This is a genomic window from Pseudogemmobacter sonorensis, from assembly GCF_042762395.1.
In the GTDB taxonomy this organism is placed as follows: Bacteria; Pseudomonadota; Alphaproteobacteria; order Rhodobacterales; family Rhodobacteraceae; genus Pseudogemmobacter; species Pseudogemmobacter sonorensis.
The window spans coordinates 165890-190199 of record NZ_JBEFZE010000003.1 but is presented as its reverse complement, the minus strand read 5'-3'; the positions used below and the strand labels follow the sequence as shown (position 1 = coordinate 190199).

Below are 24310 nucleotides of genomic sequence, written 5' to 3'. Positions count from 1 at the left end.
GGCAGGTCTCCCTTTCCCGGCTGTCTTCAGCGCATTCGGACAGTCTCGGGCGTGCCTAGGGATGTGAAGCGGTTCATGTGGAGCAGGTGAACGCCATTGGTTCGAGAGAACCTGCGACCCGATGCGGATCTGAACCTCTGCATGCTGCCTGTCGAAGTCTCTGGCCATGATGCGTTCGCCGAGGAGTTCGAGGCATCTCATCCTGGCCTCCACGCGGGGCTTCGTCGGTGATATCCGGACCATTTCTTCCAGCTCGCCCGGCCGAAGCGCTTGCAGGCGCGCAGGGCCTCGTTGCGGGCCTGCAGGCCGGGATCGTGGCCCTTCCAGGCCCTGGCATTGCGTCGTGGTGGCATGATGGCATCGGCACCCCGGGCCGCGATGGCGGCATGGCAGCCCGGGGTGTCATAGATGGCATCGGCGGTGACACTGCCGATCCGCTCTTGCATCGGGATCTGCGCCAGCAGGCCGGGCGGAACGGGCGCATCGCCGATGCGGTTGCTGGTCATCTCGACGGCGCGCACCTCGAGCGTTTCAGCATCGATACCGATGTGGATCTTGCGCCATTGCCTGCGGCGGCTGGCCCCATGCTTGCGGACCGGCCACTCGCCTTCGCCCGAGAACTTGATCCCCGTGCTGTCCACCAGCAGATGCAGCGGCCCGGGCGCGGCACGATACGGGATCTGCACCTTCAGGTGCTTCTGCCGACGGCAGAGCGTCCGTGTAATCCGGCACCGGCCAGTCGAGCCCGCTCAGAGCCCGCAGGCTCTCCACAAACCCCGTCGTTTGACGGAGCGGCAGCCCGAACAGCACCTTGATCGAGAGGCAGAACTGAATGGCCGCCGCCGAGAACCTCTCAGGATGACCCGCCTTGCCGCTCGGGGCCGCAAACCATGACATCTGCGGGTCAAGCCATACCAGCAGCAAGCCGCGGCGCTTCAGAGCCTGGCCGTAGCTGGACCAGTTCGTCGTGCGGAAAAGGGGGACGGCCTTGCTCATATGCCTATCCCAAACCCCTGACCCACAAACATGATTCCGCAAGTCAGAGGAATAGCGCAACAAAGCCCAGCAAAGGAGACCGCGCCCCTGGCCGCCCATGCCCCGCTTTACCTGGAGCGTCTGTCGCAGGATCTTCTCGTGCTGCTCGGGATCGACGGCCGGGCGATGCTCGTCGATGTCGCGCGGGCGGCGCCGGTCCGGCATTTCACCCTGCCCGATCCGGGCGGGGTCCGGCGGCTGTCCCTGACCGAGACCGGCGGGCATCTGCTGCAGGAACAGCTCGATGGCCGCTTCAATGTCCATGTCCGGACCGGCGCGGATCGGCTGATCGACGGCTATTACGTCGGCGACGAGGTGGTGGCCTTCGACAGCGCGCTGCGCTTCGATGCCACGGCCGAGGGCGCGACCTTCGTCTCGGCCCGCTTTCCGGGCCAGACGGCGGCCTATGCGCTGGACCAGCTTGGCGCGAGGCTGCATGTGCCGGGGCTGGTCGCCGAGGTGCTGGCCGCCGGGCATGGCCCGGATGCGGAGGTGGCGGCGGCCAGCCTGCTCGACGCGCTGCCGCCGCAACTCGACGCGTCCTGGAGCGGCGGGGGCAGCCTTGCCATCCGTGCCACGGCCGAGGCCGGGCTGGCCGGGATCGACATCTTCCACGACGGCGCCCTGCGCCAGCGCATCACGCTTTCGGGCGCGGAGGCCGCGCTGGAACTGACGCCGGATCCCCCGCCCGGCACGCGCTGGATCCCGCTTCGGCTGCGCGATGCCGGGGGGCTGACCAGCCCCGGCCTTTCGCTGCGGGTGCAAGCGGACGGGGCCGCGCCCTCGGGTCGGCTGCATGTGCTGGCGATCGGCATCGACGGTTTCGCCGACCCGCGCCTGCCCGACCTGTCATTCGCCCGAAGCGATGCCCGCGCCTTTGCCGCCGCCGCGGCCGGGGCCGCCGAACGCGGCGGGCTTTACGCCGAAACCACGGTGACGGTGCTGGCACCCGAGGACGGGCTTCAGCCTCTGGGCGCCCGCATCGCCGAACTGGCGCAGTCGATGGCGCCGCAGGATACGCTGATGGTCTTCATCGCGACCCATGGCGTCCTGGACGAGCGCGGCGGCACCGGGCGGCTGTTCCTGACCGACGGCGCCAGCCGCGCCGGCACCGCACTTGGCATGGATGCGCTGTCGCGACAGCTTGGCGCCTTGCCGGGGCGGGTCTTCGTCTTCGTCGATGCCTGCCATTCCGGGGCGGCGGATGCGGCGCGCAACGAGGATATCCTGGACAGCCTGACCGGCGCCGAAGCGCATGTGGCGGTGATCGCCGCCTCGAAGGCGCGCCAGCCCAGCTACGAATCCGCCGCCCTTGGCGGCGGCGCCTTCACCGCCGCGCTGGTCCGCGCCTTCGCCGCGCCGCAGACGGATGGCAACGGCAATGGCGCGCTGGAGCTGGCCGAGCTTTACCTTGCGATCAAACGCGATGTGGTCGAGGCCACCGGCGGTCGGCAGACGCCCTGGATCGCGAGATCGGGCTATGTCGGAGAGGTTCCGCTGTTCTGAGCCGCCGCCGGTCCGGCCCCGGTCGCCGCCCGGCCGCGCTCGGCACCGAAGCGGATGGCATGATGCGGGGCTTTTACCTGCGGGAAATCGGCACAGGCCCGCCCCGCAGCCTCCGCACCGCCGGGCGAGGCCAGAACCGAGGGGTCCAAAAGCCGGAAAGACGGCCCCGCCGCGCTATTCCTTCGTCCAGTAGGCGGCGGCGCTGATCTCGGCCTTTTCCAGGCCTCGGGCGGCCAGCGCCTTGCGCGCGGCCTGGGCCTCGGCGGCTTCGGCGGCGAAGAAGACGATCCGGTCGCCGCCGGGGGCCCGCTCGACACTCCGGTCGCCATTGCCGTCGCGGCCCGGAATGCGCAGCCCTTCCAGCGCGGAAAGCGGCGTCTCCCCGGCCTCGCGCAGGGCCCAGCGAAGCGCGACGCCCGGCGGATGGGCCAGATCCTGCACATCGGCGGCGCAGGGCACGACCAGGACCGCCTCGCCCGATGCCTCGGGCGGCAGCAGCGCCAGCAGCCGGGCGATCACCGGCACCGCCGTCTCGTCCCCGACGAAGCCCTGCCAGCCCGCGCCTTGCGGTCCGCGCCCGCCGGGCCCGGAAATCGTGATCTCGGCCCCCGCGCGCAACCCGCCGCACCAATCGGTGACCCGGCCACCATCATGCAGGAAGACGTCGAAATCCAGATGAGTCACGCCGTCGCGCATCCCGATCTCGCGCGTGGTATAGACCGGCCGATGCCAGGCGGCGGCGCCCTGCGGCCATTCGGTGACGCCATTGGCGTCCAGGACTGGCCAATCGGCGCCCTCGGGCCCCAGAAGCAGGCGGAAATGCAGCCCGCCCGAGGCAAAGCGCGCCAGATCCTCGCTCGCCAGCGTCACCCGGCAATAAGAGGGCGAGATCCGCTCGGACGAGACAACGCGGGCCAGCGCGTGGTTCTCGGGCCGTCCGGTGGCGGGCCGGCCCTGCCATTCGGGCACGAGCCCCACGGCGGCAAGCTCTTCGGTCAGGTAGTCGCGCAGCATCTGAAGATGCGGCGCATCCTCTGCGGTGACCCGGATCCGCGTCGCCCCGCCCTCGGCCCGCACCAGCATGTCGCCCCCCGCCAGCGCGATGGCCATCCCGTCCGCGCGCGGCTCGACGAGAAAGCCGATCTCGCGCGCACGGTGGTCGAAGACCGGCAACGCGGTTTCCGGCGCGATCGGCAGAAGCGCCTCGATATGGGGCAAGGTCATCGGGTTTCCCTCCTGCGGGCAGAGGCGAGCGCGCCGCGCGGCACCATCATCGGTCGGCCGCTTACGGGATCCGGCATGACAAGGCTGTCGAGCCCGAAGATCTCGCGGATATGGGTTTCGGTCAACACCTCGTCCGGGGTGCCGACGGCATGGACGCCGCCGTCCTGGATCCCAAGGATGCGGTCGGCATAGCGCGCCGCAAGGTTCAATTCGTGCAGGACCATGACCACGGTGGTCCCGCGGCGGCGGTTCAGCGCCGCCAGCAGTTCCAGCACCTCGATCTGGTGGCTTACGTCGAGGAAGGTCGTCGGCTCGTCCAGCAGCAGGATCTCGGTCTCCTGCGCGAGCGCCATGGCGATCCAGACCCGCTGGCGCTGGCCGCCCGAAAGCCCGGTCACGTCGCGCTCGGCCAGATCGGCGGTGCCGGTCGCCTCAAGCGCATGGGCGACGGCGGCGTCGTCCGCCCCGCTCCATCTGGTGAAGAGGCCGTGGTGGGGGTGGCGCCCCCGGCTGACGAGGTCCAGAACCGTGATCCCCTCGGGCGCGACCGGGCTTTGCGGCAGAAAGCCGAGGCGGCGGGCAAAAGCCCTGGGCGCGATGCGCTGGACCGGGACGCCGTCGAGCGTCACGCTGCCCCGGCGCGGGGGCAGCAGCCGCGCCAGGCTGCGCAGCAGGGTGGATTTGCCGCAGGCATTGGCGCCCACGATGGCGGTGATCCGCCCCGGCGCGATCTTAAGCGTGATCCCCGACAGAACCGGCGCGGCGCCGTAGCCGACGGCAAGGTCCCGGGTCTGCAAAAGCGGCACCGTCATGCCCCGGTTCCTTTCCGGTTTTCCCGCAGGATCAGATAGACGAGATAGGGCGCGCCCAGGATTCCGGTGACGATCCCCACCGGATAGCGGGCGGGCAGCAGGAACTGGCCGGTGAAATCGCAGACCAGCACCAGAAGCGCGCCGATCCCGGCGGCGGGCAGCAGGACCGGGCCGTCGCGCCCGGTCAGCCTGGCCGCGATGGGGCCGGACAGGAAGGCCACGAAGGCGACGGGCCCGGCGGTGGCGGGGGCGGGGGCGACCAGCCCCACCCCCGCCATGATCGTCGCGATCCGCACCCGCCCCAGCCGGACGCCCAGCCCGGCGGCGGCATCGTCGCCCATCCGCATCATCTCAAGGTCCCTCGCCCGCGACAGCAGGACCGCGCCGCACAGGGCCAGCGCCAGCCCAAGCGGCAGCGCCTGTTCCAGCCGCGCGCCGTTGACGCTGCCCGAAAGCCAGCGCAGCGCCTCGTTCAAAGACCAGGACGGCGCGCGCGACAGCACATAGGCGGTCATGCTTTGCAGCATGGCGGACAGGCCGATGCCGACAAGGATCAGCCGGGCGCCGCTGACCTCGCCCCGCCAGGCCAGCAGGTAGATCAGCAGCGCGACCCCCAGCCCCGCCGCGACGGCATAGATCGAGACCATCGGGCCGGTGACCGAGAGCACGACGATGCAGAACACGGCCGAGGCGCTGGCGCCCGCGGTGATGCCGATGATGTCGGGGCTGGCCAGCGGGTTGCGCAAGAGCGTCTGGAAAGCCGCGCCCCCCAGCCCGAAGGCCGCGCCCGCCAGGATCGCCATCACCGCGCGCGGCAGGCGCAGGTTGCGGATGGTGAAACCGGCGCCCGCCACATCCTCTCCGCCCAGGACCCGCCAGACGGTGGCGGGGGAGAACCGGCTCTGGCCCAGCATCAGCGTCACAGCAAATCCCAAAGCCAGCGCGAGCGCCAGCAGCCCCAGCACCCGCGCGCGGCGCCGGATCCGCGCGCGCCTCTGCCCGGCGATCAGGGGCGCGGTCGGTTGGAGGGTCCCGCTCACAGCGCGGCCACCCTGCGCCGACGCACGATCCAGATGAACACCGGCGCGCCGATGAAGGCGGTGACGATCCCGGCATCCACCTCTCCGGGCCGGGCGATCAGGCGGCCCGCGACATCGGCCATGACCAACAGCACGCCCCCCGCAAGGGCCGAGGCGGGCAGGATCAGCCGGTAATCCACCCCGAACAGAAGGCGGCAGGCATGGGGCACCACCAGCCCGACGAAACCGATCGGGCCGCAAAGCGCGGTGGTCACGCCCGAGAGCACGATGGCCGCGCCCGCCACCAGGATCCGGGCCAGCACGATATTCTCGCCAAGCGCCTGCGCCGCCTCCTCGCCAAGCGCGAGCAGGTTGAGCTTGCGCGCCGAGACGAGCGCCGCCAGCGCCCCCCCGGCCAGAAAGGGCAGGACGAGCAGGATGCGGTCCCATCGCGCGCCGCCCACGCCGCCGATCATCCAGCTTTGCGCGAGCCCCCCGATATCGCCCCGGGGCAGGATGACCGCCGTGGTGAATGAGGCCATGGCGGCGGAAAGCGCGGCCCCGGCCAGCGCCAGCTTCAGCGGCGTCGCGCCGCCGATCCCCAGGCTGGCGATGGCATAGACCCCGGCAGCGGCCAGGCCCGCGCCCAGGATGGCGACCCACAGGTAAAGCGTGGCGCTTTCCATCCCGAACCAGGCCATCCCGATCACCACCGCAAGCGCGGCCCCCGCATTGGTGCCCAGGATGCCGGGATCGGCCAGCGGATTGCGCGTCAGCCCCTGCATCGCCGCCCCCGCAAGCCCGAGCGCCGCCCCCGCCAGAAGCGCCAGCGCGGTGCGCGGGATGCGGGCCGCGACGGCGGCCTCGGCGATGGTCTCGGGCGGGCCGGTCAGGGCGGCGGCGATATCGGCCCAGGCCACATCGCGCGCGCCGAAGGTCAGGGACAGGAAGACCGCCAGCGCCAGAAGCGCCAGCAGGCCCGCCGCCCCGGCCAAAGCGCGCCGCCGCGCGGCGGCGGCCGGGCCGTTGTCTGCCTTGCGCGTCATTCGGCCCGTTTCACCGCCGCCGAAAGCCGCGCCGCATATTCCTCAAGCACCCAGGGCAGCGAAAGCGGCGTCGGATTGGCCGCCGTGCCGATCGGATCGTTCCCCAGCATGACCAGCGCGCCGCGCGACACCGCGGGCAGCCGCGCGGCCAGGATGTCGGTCGAAAGCTTGGCCAGAAGATCGTTGCCGCCATAGGTGACCAGCAGATCCACCTCGGCCAGATCGTCGATCCGCTCGGCGCTGATCTCGCCCGAGAAGGCGCCGCCCTGCGCCGCCTCGACCACCATCGGCGGCGAGACGAGGCCGAGGTCGTGGAAGAACTGCACCCGGGTATCGTTGTCGGTGTAAAAGCCGATCCGGCTGAGGTCCATCGCCGAAAGGTGGGTGACGAACATCGCGGTGCGGCCCTGAAGCTCGGGATGGGCGGCGCGGGTCTGCGCGATCCGGCCCTCAAGCTCGGCCACGAGGGCGCGGCCCTCCTCGGCCATGCCCATCCCCGCCGCATTCAGAAAGATCGTGTCGCGCCAGCCGGTGGACCAGGGCGTCCCCGGATAGGCGATGACCGGCGCGATCAGGCTGAGCGTCTCGTAATCCGCCGCCGACAGGCCGGAATAGGCCGCAAGGATGACATCGGGCCGGGTGGCGGCCAGCGCCTCGAAATCGATGCCGTCGCCTTCGTCGAACAGCACCGGCACCTCGGCCCCCAGTTCCGCCAGCCGGGCCTCGACCCAGGGCAGCACGCCATTGCCGTCGTCATCGCCGAAATTGGCGCGGGCAAAGCCCACCGGCACCACGCCAAGCGCCAGCGGCACCTCATGGTTCGACCAGTTCACCGTGGCGATCCGTTCGGGCTTTGCCGCGATGACCGTGGTGCCGAAGGCATGGTCGACCGAGATCGGGTAATCCTGCGCCACGAGCGGGGCCGAGACCCCGACGAGAACCGCGCACAGGATTGCGAGAAGAGCGCCTTTGAAGCGACGGGGCATGAGACGGCCTTTCGTGCGATTAAGGGCATGGATTGCGGCCTGGCCCCGCCCCTGGTCAAGCCGGGCGGCGGGCTTTTCGACGCGGCACCGGTCGTTTTCAACTAATTCTTACAAAAAAAGTTGATTAATCCAAGAACCCGGATGGGGGAGTTGCTATAGCGCGGAAATCCGTGTGGCTGCGGCTCCGCCCTGGCTCGGTTCGGTTCGCGGCGCGACAGGCGTGGCGCGGACGCGGACATGATCCGCCTTCGCAGCGCGACAGCCACACGTCCCCCCGCCAGGAGAATGAAGTTGAAAGCGAAAACCAACGACAATGCCGCAAACCGCGGCCGGATGATCAATGCGCTGCGATCGGGCACGGCGGCGCTTGCGCTGCTCATGGCGATGCCCGCGCTGGCGCAAGAGACCTCCGAGGACAGCGAAAGCGGCGTGGTGCGGCTTGGCACCATCTTCCTCGAAGTCTTCGGCATCGCCGACGACGACGCCAATTCCGTCGTGGCCTCGGAGCTTTGGGTGGGCGGCAAGGTCGCCACCAGCATCCTGGACACGCCCGCCTCCGTCTCGGTCATCACCGAGAAGGAGATCAAGCTGCGCGACGCCGCGACCACCGAAGAGGTCCTGCAATATTCGGCGGGGATCCATACCGACTATTACGGCACCGACGACCGCAACGACTATTTCCTGATTCGCGGCTTCCAGGCCACCACCTACCGCGACGGGCTGACGCTCGGCTCGATGCGCGGCGTGCGCGAAGAGCCCCTGGCCTATGAGCGGGTCGAGGTGCTGCGCGGTGCCAATTCGGCGCTTTTCGGCGTGGCGGACCCCGGCGGCTCGGTCAATTTCGTCACCCGCCAGCCCAAGTTCGAACGCATCGCCGACACCTCGCTCAGCTTCGGCTCCTTCGGGCGCAAGGAAGTGACCTTCGACTTCGGCAACGAGATCCCGGGCGCCTCCAACCTTGCCTTCCGCATCACCGGCAAGGTGAAGGACAGCGAGCTGGAATACGCCAATTCCCAGGACGACTCGACCTTCCTGATGGCCGGCGTGACCTGGCGGCCCAGCGACTTCACCTCGCTCAGCCTGATCCTCGACCATCTCGACCGCAGCGGCACGCCCAACAGCGGCGGCTATCCGCTGGACCGCGAATATGACCGCAGCGAATTCTTCGGCGAGCCGGACTTCAACTATCACGAGGTGGAACGCAGCAGCGCCACGGTCCTGCTGACCCATGATTTCGGCGGCGGGCTGAGCCTGCGCGGCAACCTGCGCTACAGCGACCTGACCGACGATTTCGGCTATATCTATCTTTACGATTACGCCGGGCGGGCCGGCACCTCACTGGCGCGCTACTACTTCGGCGGCGACAGCAGCGCCGAAGAGCTGATCGGCAATGTCATCGTGCAATACGACACCACCTTCGGCAATGTCGCAAGCAGCACGCTGGCCGGGGTGGAATTCCGCGACGCCACCTCGAAAAGCGCCAGCTTCTACGGGCTGGCCGCGCCGATCGACCTGGCCAATCCGGTCTATAGCGGGGCGCCGGGCTCGGTGTCCTATTACTCGGGCAGCCAGTCCGACTATACCACCAAATCGCTGTTCGTGACGCAGAACCTGTCGTTCAACGAAAGGCTGATCGCCAGCTTCGGCCTGCGCCGCGACTTCCTCGACGTGACCAGCACCGACCTTTTCACCTCGGCGGTCAGCAGCGGTGATTTCGCCGAAACCTCGGGCCGGGCGGCGCTGACCTACAAGGTCACCGACGAAATCTCGGTCTATGCCAGCTATGTGGAATCGGTGGCGCCGCCCTCGATCGGCGTCGAACCCGAGCGGGGCGAGCAATACGAGATCGGCGCGAAATATGCGCCTTCGGGCAGCAACGCCCTGTTCTCGGCCGCGCTCTACGACCTGTCGAAGCAGAATGTCACCATCGCCGTGGTGCAGCCGGACGGCACGATCACCCGCGAGACCATCGGTGAATCGCGCGTGCGCGGCTTCGATTTCGAGGCGCGGGTCGAGGTGAACGACCGGCTGAGCGTGATCGGATCCTACTCCTACATGGACAGCGAAATCGTGCGCGGCGTGGTGCGCGGCGCGGTGATGGACGGCAAGGCCTTCACCACGGCGCCCAACCACATCGCCTCGGTCTGGGCCAATTACACCCTGGCCGATGCGGTGCCGCAGGGCGACGTGACGCTGGGGCTGGGGCTGCGCTATGTCGGATCCTACTTCTTCGACGCCGCCAATACCCGCAAGAGCGACGATGCGCTCTTGGTCGATGCCTCGCTGGCGATGGATCTGAGCGACACCGCCTCGTTGCAACTGAGCGTGAGCAACCTGCTTGACGAGCAACATGTCGTCGGCTCGGGCACGGCGGATTACTATAATCCCGGCCGCGAGATCGGCCTGACGCTGCGCAAGAGCTGGTAAGATCGAACGGGCCCGCCCCCCCTATTGCGGCGGGCGGGCCCGACCGCTGCGCACCTCGCGCAGCCAGGCGGCCGGGGTGGTGCCGGTCACCTGCCGGAAGACGCGGGTGAAATGCGCCTGGTCGGCAAAGCCGAACTGGCCCGAGACCTCGGCGATCACCGCATTCTCGGACAGAAGCGCGCGCTTCACCATCTCGATGCGCCGCTCCTGCTGCCATTGCAGCGGCGATTTTCCGGTGGTCTTCTTGAAGGCATGGGCGAACCAGCTTGGCGAGAAGCCGACCGCCTCGGCCAGATCGGCATTGGGCAGGCGACGCCCCGGATCATGCTCCACCAGCCGGTCCAGCCGCTTCATCTGCGCGGGCGTCAGCCCGCCCGAGGGGCCTTCGTGGCGCGATGCGGCATGGGGCGGCTCCAACATCGCCGCGACCAGCGCCACCGCCAGGCTTTCGGCCACCACGGGATGACGGGGCGCGCCGCAGACCTCTTGCTTCAGCGCCTCACCGATGGCCGCGACCGAGGCCACGTCCTGAAGCTGGTGCGGCTGCATCAAGAGCCCCGCCGCCACCGGGGCGCCAAGTGCCGGAGCCAGCCGCTCGACCAGCCAGTTCTGCCGCAGATGCAGGTCCAGATGCGAAAAGCGGTGGTCGGCGCGGAACCGCGTCCACATCGGCATGCCCGCCGGCACGAAGACCGCGCGCAGAAGCGGCTTCAGCCGGGGATCGTCCACCGCGCCCTGATCCGACATGCCGATATGGTCGGAGACATCGTTGAAGAACAGCATCACCCGCGGATCGGGCGAGCGGTAATAGCCCGTCGCCCCCGCCCGGCCCTCGGCCTGCCAATAGACGCCGCAGATGGCGTCGTAGCCACGCCATTGCACCGGCGCGGTGCTTTGGATCCCGCTTGTGGTGCAGGTCATCGAATGCAGAAAACCCATTGTGCAAGCTCCATTCCCAAGAACGTCGGAACTGGCTCTTGCCTGTCGTCGGACTGCCCCTGCCCCGCAAGGAGCCGAAGTGCGACGAGATGGGTAGACCGGGGATCGTGCCTACATCACAGCAGGCCGCGCTGTCAACTTTTCGAGGGCCGGGCCGGGGGAGACGCCGGAGGAGGCGCCGGGGCCCGCAAGCGCCAGCGCATGGCGGAAACCGAAAGGCCGCGCCGCCTGCGACCGCTTCGACCCGGCCCCGCAGCGGTTTTCAATGCCGCCGGGCGGATAAGTCAAATCGCGGGGTTGACGTCGGTTTCGACCTTCCTTACACGCGCCCGCAGTGGGCCCGTAGCTCAGTTGGTAGAGCAACTGACTTTTAATCAGTGGGTCACAGGTTCGAATCCTGTCGGGCTCACCACTGAATATCCCCGCCGCTGGCCATCGGGCGCCCCCGTCATATTCGCGGGCATCCGGCGCGCGCCATGTCCGGCGGATTGCCGCATCCTGTCGCCGATCCGGCCCCCTGCCGACCCCGCCGGGCGAGCGAAGGCCCGGCCGGATCAGGCGTCGACCGGGCCCGGCTGGCGCATCGCGCTGTCGGCTGCATGGTCCGCCGCGATATTGCGCACCATATCCATCAGCACATCGGGATCGACCGGCTTGATCAGCACCGGCGCATCGCTGAAACCGCCGGGAAGATGCTCGCGCCCATAGCCCGAGACGAAGCAGAACGGCACGCCCCGGTTGCGCAGCACCTGCGCCACGCGGTCGACCGGATCGCCTTGGAGGTTGCCGTCGAGCAGCGCGACATCCACCACATCGGTATTGGCGGCCTCCACCGCCTCTTCCACGGTGCGCGCGATCCTGACGACGGTCGCGCCGGCATCCTCCAGGCCCGCACAGATATCCATCGCGACCAGCGGCTCGTCCTCGACCAGCAGCACGCGGTAGCCCCGGATCTCGCGATCGCGGCCCTCGGCCGCGACGGTGGCGGGGGGATCGGCGGGCGGGCGCGCCGCCCGCAACTCGAAGCCGCGGCTGATGCGGATGGTCCAGACCACGCCCTCGGGATGCCAGACGACATCGGCGCGATTGTCGCCGATCCCGGTCGCGATCAGGGTGGAGCCGAAGCCCCTTGCCACCGGCACCGCCACCTTCGGCCCGCCGCTTTCGCGCCAGACCAGCACCAGATCCTCGCCTTCGGCGCGCCAGCTCAGCCCGACGCGGCCCCCGGGCTGCGAAAGCGCCCCGTATTTGGCGGCATTCGTGCCCATCTCATGCAGCGCGAGCGCCAGCCGCAGCGTATTCTCGGGGGAAAGCGAAACCTCGGGCCCGCTGCGGTCCAGACTCTCGGCGTCAAGCGTTCCCGCCTCGATCTGGTCGTCGATCACCTGCCCCAGCGAGGCGCTGGACCAGGTCACGTCCGACAGGATGGAATGCGCGCGCGCCAGCGCCTGCAACCGGCCCGAGAACCGCTCGCTGAACGAGCGCAGGTCGCCCGAGGTCCTGACGGTCTGGCGCATGATCGCCTGGACATTGGCCAGTGTATTCTTGATCCGGTGGTTGAGTTCGCCCACCAGAAGCGAGCGCACCTTCTCGGCCTGGTGCCGCTCGGTCACGTCCAGGATCTGGAGGGAAAGCGACGGCCGCCCCTGGGCCGGATCGACAAGGACCGAGCCGTAAAGCTCACAATGGATGTCGCGGTCGTCGCGGCGGGCGACCACCTCGGCGGTGTGGCGCGCCAGACTGTCGAGCGAGCCGATCCAGCCCGCCAGCATCGCCATCGTATCGGCATGGAGGCATCCGGCATCGCCCAGAAAGCGGCCGATCACCCTGTCGGCCGGGATGCCGAAGATCCGCTCGGCGCCGCCGGACCAGCCCCGCACGGTCAGATCGGCATCGCATTCCACCAGCGCCAGCGGCGAATTGTCGGCATGCGCGCGAAGCGAGGCACTGGCAAGATCGCGGGCCCGGGCAATCTCGCGCAATTCGTCGCGCTGCAATTCGAGGTCCTTGGCCTGGCGCGCGAGCCGGTAGAAGACCTCGGCCTTGGATTTCAGGATCACCGGGTCGATCGGCTTGAAGATGTAATCGACGCCGCCCGCCTCATAGCCGCGGAAGCGGCGGGCCTCGTTGCGGTCGGCGGCGGTGACGAAGATGATCGGGATCTCGCGCGTGCGCTCGGTCCCGCGCATCAGTTCGGCCAGCTCGTAGCCGTTGATCCCCGGCATCTGCACATCGACGAAGGCAAGCTGGAAATCCTCGACCAGCATCATCTCCAGCGCCTCGCTGGCCGAGCGCGCCATGTGGATCTCAAGCCCATCCCGACGCAGAAGCGCCTCAAGCGCGACCATGTTCTCATGGATGTCGTCAACCAGAAGGAAGCGGATCGGGCGGTTAGGCATCGGGAAGCTCCGTGCTGTTCGTTCGGCGCCAGATGCGCTCGCGCTCGTTGAAGGCCGAAAAGGCGTCACCATGCACGGAAAAGCGCAATGTCTCATGCGCGCCGAGCCCGAGGAACCCGCCCCGGACCAGGGATTGGGCGAAAAGCCCGACGACGCGGTTCTGAAGCGTCTCGTCGAAATAGATCATCACGTTGCGGCAGGAAACCAGGTGAACCTCGGCAAAGACCTGATCGGTCGCAAGGTCATGTTCGGAGAACAGCGTGCGCGCGCGCAACTCGCGCTGAAAGGCCGCGCCCCTGTAGGCGGCGGTGTAGTAGTCGGAAAGCGAGGATTTTCCGCCCGCCGCCTGGTAATTGGCGGTGAACCCCGGGATGCGCGATATGTCGTAGACCCCGCTGGAGGCCTTGGCCAGCGCGCGCCGGTTGATCTCGGTCGCGTAGAACATGGTGCGCTCCAGCAGGCCCTCCTCGGCGAACAGGATCGCAAGCGAGTAAAGCTCCTCGCCATTGGCGCAGCCCGGCACCCAGACCTTCAGCGAGGGGAAGGTGTGCAGATGCGCGACCACCTCGTCGCGCAGGGCGCGGTAGTAGGAGGGATCGCGAAAGAGATCGCTGACCTGCACCGTCATGGCGTCGATCACCTCATGCAGGACATCGGGCTCGCGCAGCAGCCTGCCCTGCAGTTCAGAGATGGTGCGGCAATTCAGCCGGTCGCGCGCGACCTCGGCCCGGCGCATCAGCGAATTGCGGGAATAGGACCGGAAATCGTAATGGTAACGCCGGTTCAGCGCCTCAAGGAACAGGTCGATCTCGATCTCGTCCGGGGTCGCGGCCGGGGGCAGCACCCCCGTCATCTGGGCATCCAGACCCGCGTCAGCGACAAGAGCTTGTCGACGTCGAGCGGTTTCGGCAGGTAGTCGTTCGCCCCGGCGGCCAGGCATTGCGCCTGGTCGTCGGCCATGGCCTTGGCGGTCAGCATGATGATGGGCAGGTTGCGCCACCGTTCGATCCGGCGGATCTCGCGCGTGGCGGTCAGGCCGTCCATCTCGGGCATCATCACATCCATCAGGACCAGATCCACCGCGGGCTCGGCCCCGTCGGCGGCGCGGGCCAGCACCTCCAGCGCCTCGCGGCCGTTGCGGGCGATCTGGACCTTGACGCCATGCGGCTCCAGCACGCCGTTCAGCGCATAGATGTTGCGGATGTCGTCCTCGACCACAAGGATGCGCCGCCCCTCAAGCTGGGCGTCGCGGTTGAGGGACGCCGCCAGCATCTCGCGCTGGCGCTCGGGCAGGTCCGAGACCACCTGATGCAGGAACAGCGTCACCTCGTCGATCAGCCGCTCGGGCGATTTCGCGCCCTTGATGATGATCGAGCGCGAATAGCGGCGCAGGCGCTGTTCCTCGGCCTCGCTGAGGGCGCGGGCGGTGTAGACAATCACCGGCGGGAAGGGCGCGGTCTCGTCCGCGCTCAGCCGTTCCAGCAGGTCGAAGCCCGAGCCATCGGGCAGCGTCATGTCCAGCACGATGCAGTCGAAGGTGGTCTCGCGGCAGGCGGCCAGCGCCGCGGCGGCGGTCGAGGCGCCCTGCACGACCACCTCGTCCGAGCCGAGCAGCGCCTTCAGGCCCGAAAGCTGGGTCGGGTCGTCCTCGACGATCAGCAGGTGGCGCGGGCGCTGGTTCAGGCGCTGGCCGATGCTTTCCAGCGCGCCGATCAGCGCCTCGCGCGCGACGGGTTTCATCAGGTAGCTGACCGCGCCCTGGGCCAAGGCCTCGCGGGTGTGATCCTCGGCCGAGACGATATGGACCGGGATGTGGCGGGTGTCGGGCCCACGCTTGAGCCGGTCGAGCACGGTAAGGCCGGAATGGTCGGGGAGGCCCACATCCAGCACGATGCCGCGCGGCCGGTGGCGCTGCGCGGCGCGGATCGCATCGTCGGCGGTCGAGACGACGATGGCGCGGAAGTCGAGTTCGCGGGCCAGATCCAGCAGGATCCGGGCGAAGGCAGGATCGTCCTCGACGATCAGCAGGCTTCGGTCCGAAGGGGCGATGCCGTCGCGGTCGTCCTGGATCCCGGCGATGGTGCCGAAGGTGCCGTCGTCTTCCGCCCCCACGGCGGGCCCGCGCAGCGGGGCCGGGCCGGAAGACAGGAGGCCGGAGGACGGCGGACCGGACGGCATGGGGTGCGAGACCGGCACCTGCGCGTCAAACTGCAACGGCAGGTGCAGCGTGAAGGTGCTGCCCTGGCCCGGCGTGCTGTCGAGCGTGATGCGCCCCCCCAGCAACCCGGCCAGATCGCGCGAGATCGAAAGGCCGAGCCCTGTGCCTCCGAAGCGCCGCGAGATCGAGCCATCGGCCTGGCGGAAGGCCTCGAACACCGCCTCGTGCTGTTCGGTGGCGATGCCGATGCCGGTGTCGGCGACGCTGAAGGCGATGCCCCCGCCGCCCCCCTCGCGGCGGGCGGCCAGGGTCACGCCGCCCCTCTGGGTGAATTTCAACGCATTGGCGATGAAGTTCCGCAAGATCTGCTCGACGCGGGCCGGATCGGTGGTGATCCCCGGCAGGTCGGGCGCGGCGGCGGCCTGGAAGGTCAACCCCCGCTCGGTCGCGAGGGGCGTGAAGGCGCGGCCCATACGGTTCACGATATCCCCGGGGCTGACCCGCTCAGGTGTGACCTCGACGCGGCCCGCCTCGATCCGGGCCAGATCCAGGATGTCGTTGATCAGCCCCAGCAGGTCCTTGCCCGAGCTTTCGATCGTCTCGGCCCATTGCCGCTGTTCGGCGGTCAGATTGCCCTGCCGGTTCTCGCCCAGAAGCCGCGCCATGATCAGAAGGGCGTTCAAGGGCGTGCGCAGCTCATGCGACATATTGGCGACGAATTCGGATTTGTAGCGGCTTTCGCGCGCCAGTTCCTCGGCCTGGTCCGCCAGTTGACGGCGCGAACGCGCCATGGCGTCGCGCTGTTCCTCAAGCTGCACGGTCTGTTGTTCCAGTCGCGCGTTCTGTTCTTCCAGTTCGGCCTGCTGGTCGCGCAGCCGGGATTCGCTTTGTTGCAGCGCCTGGGTCTGCTCTTCCAGCTCTTCGTTGGTGGCGGCCAGTTCCTCGGCATGGCTTTGCAGCTCTTCGGCCTGCAGCCGCCTCTCGTCGAGAAGGGCGGTCAGTTCCTCGCGATACCCGGCCGAGCGAAGTTCGACCCCGATCTTCGCGGCGGCATCCTCCAGCATATGCAGGACCCGCTGCGGCGGCGCGGCGTCGAAGCCGATCTCGATCACGCCGTTCACCCGGCCGTTCTCGCGCGTGGGCAGGATCACCGAATGCGCCGCGCGCCCCTGAAGGATGCCCGAGCCCCAGGCAAGGGCGGCCTCGCCCGGCGCCGAAAGCGCGATGCCGCGCCCCTCGCGCAGGGCGCGCCACAGGTGCCCGCCCGGGCCATGGGGCTGGTCGGGCGGCGTCGCCACCCCCCAATCTCCCGCGCGAAGCAGCGTTTCGCCCTGCAATTCCCACAGGATCGCGACGCGGGCGCCGGTTTCGTCGCCGACGACCTCAAGGCCGCGCCGCGCGATCTCGGCGCGCGACAGGTCGCCTTCCAGCTTCTTGGCCAGCCGCATCTCGGCGCGCTGTTCCCAGTCCATCTCGGTCAGGCGCAGGCGGCTGCGGATCATCAGCGCCCCCGCCCCGGCCAGAATGGCGACCACCACCCCGGCCAGGCTGCGGTTCAGCGCCGCAAGGCTCGGGTCCGCCCCCTCGGGCCCCACCACGACGCCCACGGCCAGCAGAACCGCCACCACCCCCGCCACGGCGAAAGGCATCCAGAAGCGGCGCGAGCTGAAGCTGAGGACAAGCGCAAGGAAATAGGCAAGCCAGACGTTGCGCCCAAGCGGCACGATCGCGTCCAGCAGGAAGGTCCCGGCGATGATCGCCGCAATGCCGAGACAGATCAGCGCCTCGTAGACGCCTGATTTCATTCTACTCATTTTGCATTGCCCCCGTCGTCACGGGGACCCTTCGGACTGCGGCCATCAGGGGAGAACCCCGTCGAAGGCGAAAGGTTCCGTCGGGTCGCAGGTTTTTTTCGCAGCGGCTCCGGCGGTGCCTGCGGGCGGTCGGGCCGGGCGCCGTCAGACCTGCGGCAAAGCGGCGGTGCCTGCCTCCGCCATCACCCGCGCGGCCCAGCGGTCCGCGCCTTCGCCGAAACAGTCGTGCAGCGAATCCGAGGCCGCAACGCTGCCGTTCGCCAGCCGACCGAGCAGCGACAGCCCGGGCCGCGGCTTTCCCTCGGGATCCCTCAACCGACCCGAGCAATCGGTCCGCGCGCCCCCGGTCTCGGGCAGGGCATGCAGATGCCCCGCCTTGCGCAGGCCGGTGAACAGCGGGTCGGTAACTGTCTCGACCACCGGGGCGGGCAGGACGGCATCGACCAGCACCGGGGCGTCGACATGATCGCGGCCCTGGCGCAGCCGCCAGCCCCCCGGCACCATGCCGATATCCGGGTCCTCGGCCACCCGCAGGCTGACCAGCCCGGCCTCGATCAGCGCGAGAAGCTCGCGCGCGACCGACAGCGGCGGCCCGTAGGAATAGCGCTTCAGCCCCTCGTCGAAGCCGATCAGGGCGGCGGCGACCCGGCCCTCGGGCTGGCGCAGGTCGAAATGCCTGCGAAAGGCGGGCTGCAACTTGCGCCAGATCTGGCCGATGACAAAGCCCGGATCGGGCGGCTCCGCGCCCTCGGCCATTCGGATGGCATGGGCCAGGACGGCCTCGCCCGGGCGGGTCTCCTGCGTGCCGGGGCGGTTGCGCTCGACCCTCAGCCAGGTGGCGACCTTGCGGGCGCCCGCCTGCGCGTCGCAAAGCCCCAGGATCCGGGTCGCGGGCGGCGCCAGCGCGGCGCAAAGCGTGGTCAGCACCTGGCGGCGGGGCCGCTCCATCGCCTGGCGCAAGGCCTGTTCGAAACCGGCGATTTCAGCCGGGGTCAGATCGAAACGCCGGTCCAGCGCGGCGGTGCCGGGCTTTGGCCAGGGCGGCAGCCCATCGCGCGAAAAAGGCAGGATCCGCGCCGGTTCCGCGCCCGAAGCGATATAGCCCCCCGCCGCCATTCTTCCGCCCTGGCCAAGCGTCAACACCCGCAGCGCGTCGAGCGTGGCAAGGCCGAGCCCGCGAATGGCCACCGTCCGGCCCCGCCAGCCCTTCGCCGCCGCAAGCAGGGCCTCGGCAGGCAGGGCCGCGTGCAGTTCCGCCCCCGACCGCGCGGCATGGCGCTGCCAAAGCGCGATCTGGCGGTCGGGGCGCGTCGGGGGCTGGCCCGCGACCAGCAACACCTCGTCGAACACCGGAAGGGCGGTCCCCGCCGCCCGCAACCGCCAGCCGCCCTGGGCCGGCGCGATGCCATCGACCCGCGCCCCCGCACGGCTGAGCGAGAGCCAGCCGGGCAGCCGGTCGCAAAGCGCCTCAAGCCGCGCCGCCGTCCAGGCCCCGAACCGCGCCCTGGGGGCGAAATGGTCGGGGTCGCGCCCTTCCGGGCCCAGCCAGTCGCGAAAATCCGGGAAGCCCACCGGCGAGGGCGGCAGGTCGAGATCGCGCAAGGCGATGTTCAAAAGGCAAAGCGGGCTGTCCTGCGGGGCGAAATTCGGCCCCGCCCCGGCCGGGCGCAGCGGGTCCAGGAGCGTGATCTCGACCCGAAGGCCGGGCGGCGGCCCGTGGCGCAGCACGGCCTCGATGGCGCCCAGACCGCGCGGTCCCGCGCCGATGATCGCGATCCGCAGGATCCGGCCGCTCGGCCGCCTCGGGTTTGGCACGATGGCTATCTCCCCCCGTTCGCCGGATGCGAATAGATGCCGCCCATCACCTCGCGGTAATGGTCGGCGACATGGCTCGAACAGGTGCAGGCCGCGGCCCGCAGCGCCGGTTCGTCCTTCAGGATGAAGACGCCGCGCCGGGTGGCGACCAGGCCGCTTTCGCGCAATTCGCGCACCGTGCGGGTCAGGAAGGTGCGCCCGACGCCCAGCATCATGGCCAGTTGCTCTTGCGTCAGGCGGATCTCCGCGCCGCCCGTGCGCGCGGCGGCGTCGAGCAGCCAGCGCGCCGCCCGCTGCCGGATCGTGTGCCGGGCGTTGCAGGCGGCGTTCTGTAAGATCTGGGCCAGCAGGCAATCCGAATAGCGCGCGAACCAGTGCCGCAGATCGACCGAAAGCGCCTTGAGGGATTCGAGTTGCGCGGTGCGGATCGAGAAGAACGGGCCGCCGTCGCGGACCTCGGCGCTGGTATAGGCCGGAACGCGCCCGTTCGAGACGATGCCGCCGACCGCGCCCTCGCGCCCGATGGTGGCCACAGCCACCGGGGCATTGCCGTTCTCGTCGCCGATCTGGAAACCGGCGCTGGCGGGACCGCAGGGAAACCAGCTATGGGTGACCTCGTCGCCCGCCTTGTGCAGCACATCGCCCGGGAACAGCACATGCGACTGCAGATGCGGCGCGATCAACTGCCAGTCCCGGGGGCCGAGACAGGAAAGCAACTGGTTCAACTTCGGATCGGGGATGCCTGGAGCGCCTTGGGCCATCGGATTCAACCTGCTGATTTCGGTCCTGTGTCCAGTTGTGGACAGATAGGGGGCGGAAGATATGTTACTCGCGAACACAACGGCGATGTCGGAGGCCCGCACGATGGTCGGCGGGCGCGCGACGGGCCGATGGCCCCGGATCCGGGGGCGGCCGCCAGGCTGCCACGGCGGGATGGCCGCGAAAGGGTGTGTGATTTCCGATGGATGACGAAACCCTCGGGGCGGCGACAGCCGCCCGCGCAAGCGAACCGATCCCGGTTTCCGGTGCGATCCTTCCCCATGGCGCGATGCTGGCCTGTGATCCCGTCACGCTGGAACTCCGCTGCTATTCCCGCAATTTCGTCGGGCTAACGCTTTACCCCGGCGAAATGTTCCCCGGGCTTGGCGCGGCCGATCTGCTGGGGCGGCAGGCGATCCACGATCTGCACAATGCGCTGGCCACAAGCGGCGGCATGTCGGGCGCGCGCGGACCCGCGGGCATGGTGCCCGGGCTGCGGCTGCCCTGGTCCGACGCGGCTTTCGACGTGACGATGCACCGCCATGCGGGCGCGGTACTGATCGAGCTGGAGCCCGCGCCGGACCCCGCGCCGGACAGGGACGGCCCCGCCCGGGACAGGGCGGCGCTGAACCTGACGCGGCAATTGGTCGGCCGGTTGGAGGCGGCGAAGGACGGCGCGCGACTGCTGGAACTTGGCGCGCGGCTTACGCAGGCGATGCTGGGGTTCGACCGGGCAACGGTCTATCGCCTCATGCCCGACGGCGGGTGCAAACCCGTGGCCGAGGCGCGGCTCCCGGGCACCGACGGCCCGACAGGCCATCACCTTCCGACCGGGAAGATCGCGCCCCGGGCGCAGGCGCTCTACCTGGCCAATCCGGTCCGTGCCATCCCGGATACCGCCTGCGTGCCGGTGCCGCTGATCGCGGCGGCGCAACCGGACGCGCCCGCCGTGGACATGTCGCATGCACAGTTGCGCGCCCCCTCGCCCGGGCATTGCGAATATCTGCGCGGCATCGGGGTCGGGGCCACGCTTTCGATCTCGATCGTCGTCGAGGGCGCGCTCTGGGGGCTGATCGCCTGCCACAACCGGCAGCCGAAGGCGGTGCCGCCCGCGCTGCGGATCGCGGCCGAATTGTTCGGCCATTGCTTCGCGCTTCAGCTCGACGCGACCGAGCGACGCGAGGCCGAGCGGAGGCGCGGCGAGACCCGGGCCCGGCTCGACCGGCTCATGGAGGGTGTGCCCTTCGAAAATCTGCCGACCATCGGCATCGCCGAACGCCTGCCCCGGATCGCCGAGTTGATGGGATGCGCGGGGGCCGCGTTCCGACGCGGCGGGCAGTGGTCCGCGACACCGCTGTCGCTTTCACCCGAGGATGGCGCGCGCCTGTTGCAGGCCGCAACTGGCGTCGGGCCGGGGCAGATCTGGCAAAGCGCGCGGATCGCCGCAGAGGTCGACGGGCTGACCGCGCCCGGCGGCATCGCGGGTGCCATGGTCATCCCGCTGTCCGACCAGGATGCGTTCTTCCTGTTTCGCCGCAGCGCCGCCCCTGGCATCGCCGAGCGGCACGAGGCGGCCCCCGCGCCCTGGAGCGGGGACGATCTGGCCATAGCCGAGGCGCTGCGCTCCTGGCTGCGCGACGCCATGCTGGCCGAGGCCGAGGCGGATGCCCATGCGCGCGAAGAGGCGGGCCGCCGTCGCAGCCTGGTGAACGAGGAGTTGAACCACCGCATCCGCAACGTGCTGTCGCTGGTCAGGTCCATCACGCTGCAGACCGGGGCGGGCGCCGCCAGCGTCGACGAATATTCCGAACTGCTGGAGGGGCGGCTTCAGGCGCTGGCCTCGGCGCATGACCAGTCGCTGGAAGAGGGCAGCGGCGCGCTCGGTGCGCTGATCGAGGCCGAGGCGGCGCTTCATCGCAGCAAATCCACGCCCGACCGCGTGGTGGCGGAGGGCCCCGATCTTCTGCTTTCCGACAAGACCTATGGGGTGCTGGCGCTCGCCCTGCATGAATTGATGACCAATGCCGCGAAATATGGCGCGCTTTCGGTGCCGGGGGGGCGGCTGCGCGTGGGCTGGTCCTTCGACGAAAGCGCGGGCCTGGTGATCGACTGGCGCGAGCGCGGCGGGCCGCCGGTCCTTCCCCCGCGCCGCACCGGCTTCGGCTCGCGGCTGATCCGAAACTCGGTGGAGCACGACCTTGGCGGCCGCGCCGAGATCGATTTCGACCCAGAGGGGCTGGTGGCGCGGATCGCCATCCCGCCGCAGCATGTCGCGCTGGCCGAGCGCCCCGAGCGCGATGACAGGAGCAATGACACCGGGCGGGCGGCGCATCCCGCCTCGCTCGACGGGCTGTCGGTCCTGCTGGTCGAGGACCAGAGCCTGATCGCAATGGACACAGCGGAAACCCTGCGCCAGCTTGGCGCGGCCGAGATCAGGATCGCGGCGAGCGGGCGCGAGGCCCTGTCGATCCTGGACGAATTCCGCCCCGACCTGTCGGTCCTGGATTTCGACCTGGGCGACGAGACCGCCGAGGCGGTCGCCGCCGCCCTGGTTAGCCGCCGCAGCCCGTTCATCTTCGTGACCGGCTACAGCGACCGGATCCTGCCGGAAGGGGCGTTCCGCAATGTGCCGGTGATCCGCAAGCCGGTCAGCGCGGCCGCGATCGCGGTGAATGTCGCCGCCGCCCGCGCCGCCACCCTGGCCTAGCGCGAACGGAAGACCTGCCCCCGCAGGGGTCGGCTCCGTCCGCGCCGCGAAGTCTTACAGCCAGTAGGGGCTGACGCCGTAGTGATCGTAGGAGCGGCGCTGCCAGTCGCGGTTCGAGCGCCAGTCATCGGCATAGGCCGGGGCGCCTTCAAGCTGGGCCTTGGTCAGATCGGTGACATAGCCGCCCCGGGCGCTGTCATAGCGCAGCTTGCCGAAGGGGATCGGGTGATGGTCCGAGCCGATGCCCAGGAAGCCGCCGAATTGCAGCACGCCATAGACGACCTTGCCCGAGGCGGCGTCGATCATCACATCGTCGATATGGCCAAGGTCGTCGCCCGCCGGACTGTAGACCTTTGTGCCCTTGATGTCATCCTTGCCCGAAATCAAACGGGCGGTGCCGGTTTCGGTTTGCGGAGCCACGATGTTGCTCATCTGTCTTTTCCCTTTCGAGGGCTTGGGTTGCTGGGGGTGGTTCGTTCCGGGGAGGGGCCTGCGAGGGCGCCTCATCCGGTCAGCGCATGGGGTCGCACCCGTGCGGGGCCGCCTGCGGCCACGCGATGAGGGATGCGCGCGGGCGCGCATCCGATCAGGTCAGAGGACCTCAGCCCGCATGTTCGGGCAGGGCTTCAAGCTGCTCGCGGGTCAGGGAAGTCTCGACACGCAAGATCGCGTGATCGGCGTCGCGAACGACGGTGAGATCGTCGACCGGCACGAGGACACTTTTCGAGCCGATGCCGAGAAAGCCGCCGACATCGATCACCGCACCGGTCACCGCATCGCCGTTGAGGACGAGGTCGTTGACGCGGCCGATGCTCTCGCCCGAGGCGTCATGCACATCGGTGCCGGTCAGTTCCTCGGCCGTGGGGGCAAGGGTGGCCGTGTCGGCCAGCCCGGCGGAAGTGGTCGCATCGCCGTCATGGGCGACCGCATCAGGGGCGGCCGCAGGCTGGGCCGTGCCACGCGCGTCGTTCCAGGCATAGCCCGCGATCAGGTTCTCGTCGGTCCATTCCGGCAGCGCCTCAAGCTGATCGCGCGACAGGCTGGCCACGACGAAGAAGTCGCCCAGGTTTTCCGGCGTCGCGGTATCGGCCACGAAATAGAGATCCTCGGTGTCCACCATCACGGTGCGCGCGCCGATCCCGAGGAAGCCGCCGATGTCGAGAAGGACGCCCTGGATCTGGCCGTCCTGGCTCAGCACCAGATCGCCGATGCTGCCGATGTTCTCCCACTGGTCGCGACCGGCGATGAAGGTCTCGCCGCTGGTCCAGCGGGCGGTGCCGAGGTCATAGGCGGGATCGGCGGCCGGATCGACAGGACGGGCCGCGCGCAGTTCGGTCACCGCCTCGGGGCTGAGCGTATAAAGGTCCATGCCGGTGAATTCCGAGGCGCGGAAGCCCGGGACATGGGTCGCGGCGGCACCCGGCGCAACATGGGGCGCATCAGACGGGGGCGCTTCGGTCTGCGCGGCGACACCGCCGACGGAAACCAGAAGAATGGCAGAGGTGAGCAAGAGGGATTTCATGAAAACTCCTGTCCTTCGAGTTGGTTACGACAAGGCCGCGACAGGGTCGTCACCGCGTTGTCCCGCCCGCCAGGGGCATGCAGAACAAACCCGCGCGGCGCGAACACGTTCCCGAAACGGGCGAATTTTTTCAAAAAACCTT

General features: G+C 69.3%; 16 protein-coding genes, 1 tRNA gene and 1 pseudogene. 4 read left to right on the top strand and 14 right to left on the bottom strand.

Annotated features, from left to right (window positions below; all coding sequences use genetic code 11):
* Positions 1-26: 26 nt before the first annotated feature.
* Positions 27-996 (bottom strand): annotated as a pseudogene (locus tag ABNX41_RS03935) (IS5 family transposase).
* Between the two features lie 30 nt (positions 997-1026).
* Here ABNX41_RS03935 and ABNX41_RS03930 point away from each other — a divergent pair.
* On the top strand, positions 1027-2541 hold the full coding sequence (locus ABNX41_RS03930; RefSeq protein WP_438668419.1) for a caspase family protein: 1515 nt from the start codon (positions 1027-1029) through the stop codon (positions 2539-2541).
* Between the two features lie 174 nt (positions 2542-2715).
* On the opposite strand, the gene ABNX41_RS03925 is transcribed toward ABNX41_RS03930, so the two are convergent.
* Genes ABNX41_RS03925 through ABNX41_RS03905 form a run of 5 tightly spaced genes read right to left on the bottom strand, consistent with a single transcriptional unit; the run spans position 2716 to position 7628 of the window.
* Positions 2716-3765 (bottom strand): siderophore-interacting protein, encoded by a 1050-nt coding sequence (locus ABNX41_RS03925; protein ID WP_438668418.1) that lies wholly within the window; start codon positions 3763-3765, stop codon positions 2716-2718.
* Positions 3762-4577, bottom strand: coding sequence for an ABC transporter ATP-binding protein (locus tag ABNX41_RS03920; protein ID WP_438668417.1), 816 nt, complete (start codon positions 4575-4577; stop codon positions 3762-3764). Before ABNX41_RS03920 ends, ABNX41_RS03925 begins: the two co-directional genes overlap by 4 nt.
* Positions 4574-5617 carry a FecCD family ABC transporter permease gene (locus ABNX41_RS03915; protein ID WP_438668416.1) on the bottom strand — a complete coding sequence of 348 codons (1044 nt, stop codon included), beginning with the start codon at positions 5615-5617 and terminating at the stop codon, positions 4574-4576. The genes ABNX41_RS03920 and ABNX41_RS03915 overlap by 4 nt, the downstream gene beginning before the upstream one ends.
* Complete coding sequence (locus ABNX41_RS03910; RefSeq protein ID WP_438668415.1) at positions 5614-6642, bottom strand: FecCD family ABC transporter permease; 1029 nt, start codon at positions 6640-6642, stop codon at positions 5614-5616. Before ABNX41_RS03910 ends, ABNX41_RS03915 begins: the two co-directional genes overlap by 4 nt.
* A complete protein-coding gene (locus tag ABNX41_RS03905; protein WP_438668414.1) occupies positions 6639-7628 on the bottom strand; it encodes an iron-siderophore ABC transporter substrate-binding protein in 990 nt (329 codons plus the stop codon). The genes ABNX41_RS03910 and ABNX41_RS03905 overlap by 4 nt, the downstream gene beginning before the upstream one ends.
* Before the next feature lie 333 nt (positions 7629-7961).
* Here ABNX41_RS03905 and ABNX41_RS03900 point away from each other — a divergent pair, with 333 nt between their 5' ends.
* Positions 7962-10055, top strand: a complete 2094-nt coding sequence (locus ABNX41_RS03900) for a TonB-dependent siderophore receptor (RefSeq protein WP_438668465.1) — start codon at positions 7962-7964, stop codon at positions 10053-10055.
* A gap of 21 nt (positions 10056-10076) precedes the next feature.
* Here the strand turns inward: ABNX41_RS03900 and ABNX41_RS03895 are convergent, their stop codons facing one another.
* Positions 10077-10994, bottom strand: coding sequence for a helix-turn-helix domain-containing protein (locus tag ABNX41_RS03895; protein WP_438668413.1), 918 nt, complete (start codon positions 10992-10994; stop codon positions 10077-10079).
* 336 nt (positions 10995-11330) lie between these two features.
* Between ABNX41_RS03895 and ABNX41_RS03890 the strand changes: the two genes are divergently transcribed.
* A tRNA-Lys gene (locus ABNX41_RS03890) sits at positions 11331-11406 on the top strand.
* A gap of 142 nt (positions 11407-11548) precedes the next feature.
* Here ABNX41_RS03890 and ABNX41_RS03885 read toward each other — a convergent pair.
* The 5 genes from ABNX41_RS03885 to ABNX41_RS03865 form a co-directional block, all read right to left on the bottom strand.
* The gene (locus ABNX41_RS03885) at positions 11549-13393 is read right to left on the bottom strand and encodes a response regulator (protein WP_438668412.1); all 1845 of its coding nucleotides are present in this window, start codon (positions 13391-13393) and stop codon (positions 11549-11551) included.
* Positions 13386-14246, bottom strand: a complete 861-nt coding sequence (locus tag ABNX41_RS03880; protein WP_438668411.1) for a CheR family methyltransferase — start codon at positions 14244-14246, stop codon at positions 13386-13388. The genes ABNX41_RS03885 and ABNX41_RS03880 overlap by 8 nt, the downstream gene beginning before the upstream one ends.
* Entirely contained in the window at positions 14243-17356 is a 3114-nt protein-coding gene (locus ABNX41_RS03875; protein ID WP_438668410.1) for a response regulator, read from the bottom strand. Before ABNX41_RS03875 ends, ABNX41_RS03880 begins: the two co-directional genes overlap by 4 nt.
* A gap of 153 nt (positions 17357-17509) precedes the next feature.
* Complete coding sequence (locus ABNX41_RS03870) at positions 17510-19180, bottom strand: FAD/NAD(P)-binding protein (RefSeq protein WP_438668409.1); 1671 nt, start codon at positions 19178-19180, stop codon at positions 17510-17512.
* Positions 19181-19185: 5 nt separating this feature from the next.
* On the bottom strand, positions 19186-19941 hold the full coding sequence (locus ABNX41_RS03865; RefSeq protein WP_438668408.1) for a Crp/Fnr family transcriptional regulator: 756 nt from the start codon (positions 19939-19941) through the stop codon (positions 19186-19188).
* Positions 19942-20141: 200 nt separating this feature from the next.
* Between ABNX41_RS03865 and ABNX41_RS03860 the strand changes: the two genes are divergently transcribed.
* A complete protein-coding gene (locus ABNX41_RS03860) occupies positions 20142-22646 on the top strand; it encodes an HWE histidine kinase domain-containing protein (RefSeq protein WP_438668407.1) in 2505 nt (834 codons plus the stop codon).
* A gap of 54 nt (positions 22647-22700) precedes the next feature.
* Here the strand turns inward: ABNX41_RS03860 and ABNX41_RS03855 are convergent, their stop codons facing one another.
* Entirely contained in the window at positions 22701-23078 is a 378-nt protein-coding gene (locus ABNX41_RS03855; RefSeq protein ID WP_438668406.1) for a PRC-barrel domain-containing protein, read from the bottom strand.
* 169 nt (positions 23079-23247) lie between these two features.
* The gene (locus ABNX41_RS03850) at positions 23248-24168 is read right to left on the bottom strand and encodes a PRC-barrel domain-containing protein (RefSeq protein WP_438668405.1); all 921 of its coding nucleotides are present in this window, start codon (positions 24166-24168) and stop codon (positions 23248-23250) included.
* Positions 24169-24310: the final 142 nt, after the last annotated feature.

Bases quoted from the DNA above. Each gene is read 5' to 3' on its own strand.
- ABNX41_RS03895 (WP_438668413.1), bottom strand. From the start codon at position 10,994: ATGGGTTTTCTGCATTCGATGACCTGCACCACAAGCGGGATCCAAAGC.
- ABNX41_RS03920 (WP_438668417.1), bottom strand. From the start codon at position 4,577: ATGACGGTGCCGCTTTTGCAGACCCGGGACCTTGCCGTCGGCTACGGC.
- ABNX41_RS03905 (WP_438668414.1), bottom strand. From the start codon at position 7,628: ATGCCCCGTCGCTTCAAAGGCGCTCTTCTCGCAATCCTGTGCGCGGTT.
- ABNX41_RS03900 (WP_438668465.1), top strand. From the start codon at position 7,962: ATGATCAATGCGCTGCGATCGGGCACGGCGGCGCTTGCGCTGCTCATG.
- ABNX41_RS03910 (WP_438668415.1), bottom strand. From the start codon at position 6,642: ATGACGCGCAAGGCAGACAACGGCCCGGCCGCCGCCGCGCGGCGGCGC.
- ABNX41_RS03930 (WP_438668419.1), top strand. From the start codon at position 1,027: ATGATTCCGCAAGTCAGAGGAATAGCGCAACAAAGCCCAGCAAAGGAG.
- ABNX41_RS03850 (WP_438668405.1), bottom strand. From the start codon at position 24,168: ATGAAATCCCTCTTGCTCACCTCTGCCATTCTTCTGGTTTCCGTCGGC.
- ABNX41_RS03855 (WP_438668406.1), bottom strand. From the start codon at position 23,078: ATGAGCAACATCGTGGCTCCGCAAACCGAAACCGGCACCGCCCGTTTG.
- ABNX41_RS03925 (WP_438668418.1), bottom strand. From the start codon at position 3,765: ATGACCTTGCCCCATATCGAGGCGCTTCTGCCGATCGCGCCGGAAACC.
- ABNX41_RS03880 (WP_438668411.1), bottom strand. From the start codon at position 14,246: ATGACGGGGGTGCTGCCCCCGGCCGCGACCCCGGACGAGATCGAGATC.
- ABNX41_RS03860 (WP_438668407.1), top strand. From the start codon at position 20,142: ATGGATGACGAAACCCTCGGGGCGGCGACAGCCGCCCGCGCAAGCGAA.
- ABNX41_RS03885 (WP_438668412.1), bottom strand. From the start codon at position 13,393: ATGCCTAACCGCCCGATCCGCTTCCTTCTGGTTGACGACATCCATGAG.
- ABNX41_RS03875 (WP_438668410.1), bottom strand. From the start codon at position 17,356: ATGAAATCAGGCGTCTACGAGGCGCTGATCTGTCTCGGCATTGCGGCG.
- ABNX41_RS03865 (WP_438668408.1), bottom strand. From the start codon at position 19,941: ATGGCCCAAGGCGCTCCAGGCATCCCCGATCCGAAGTTGAACCAGTTG.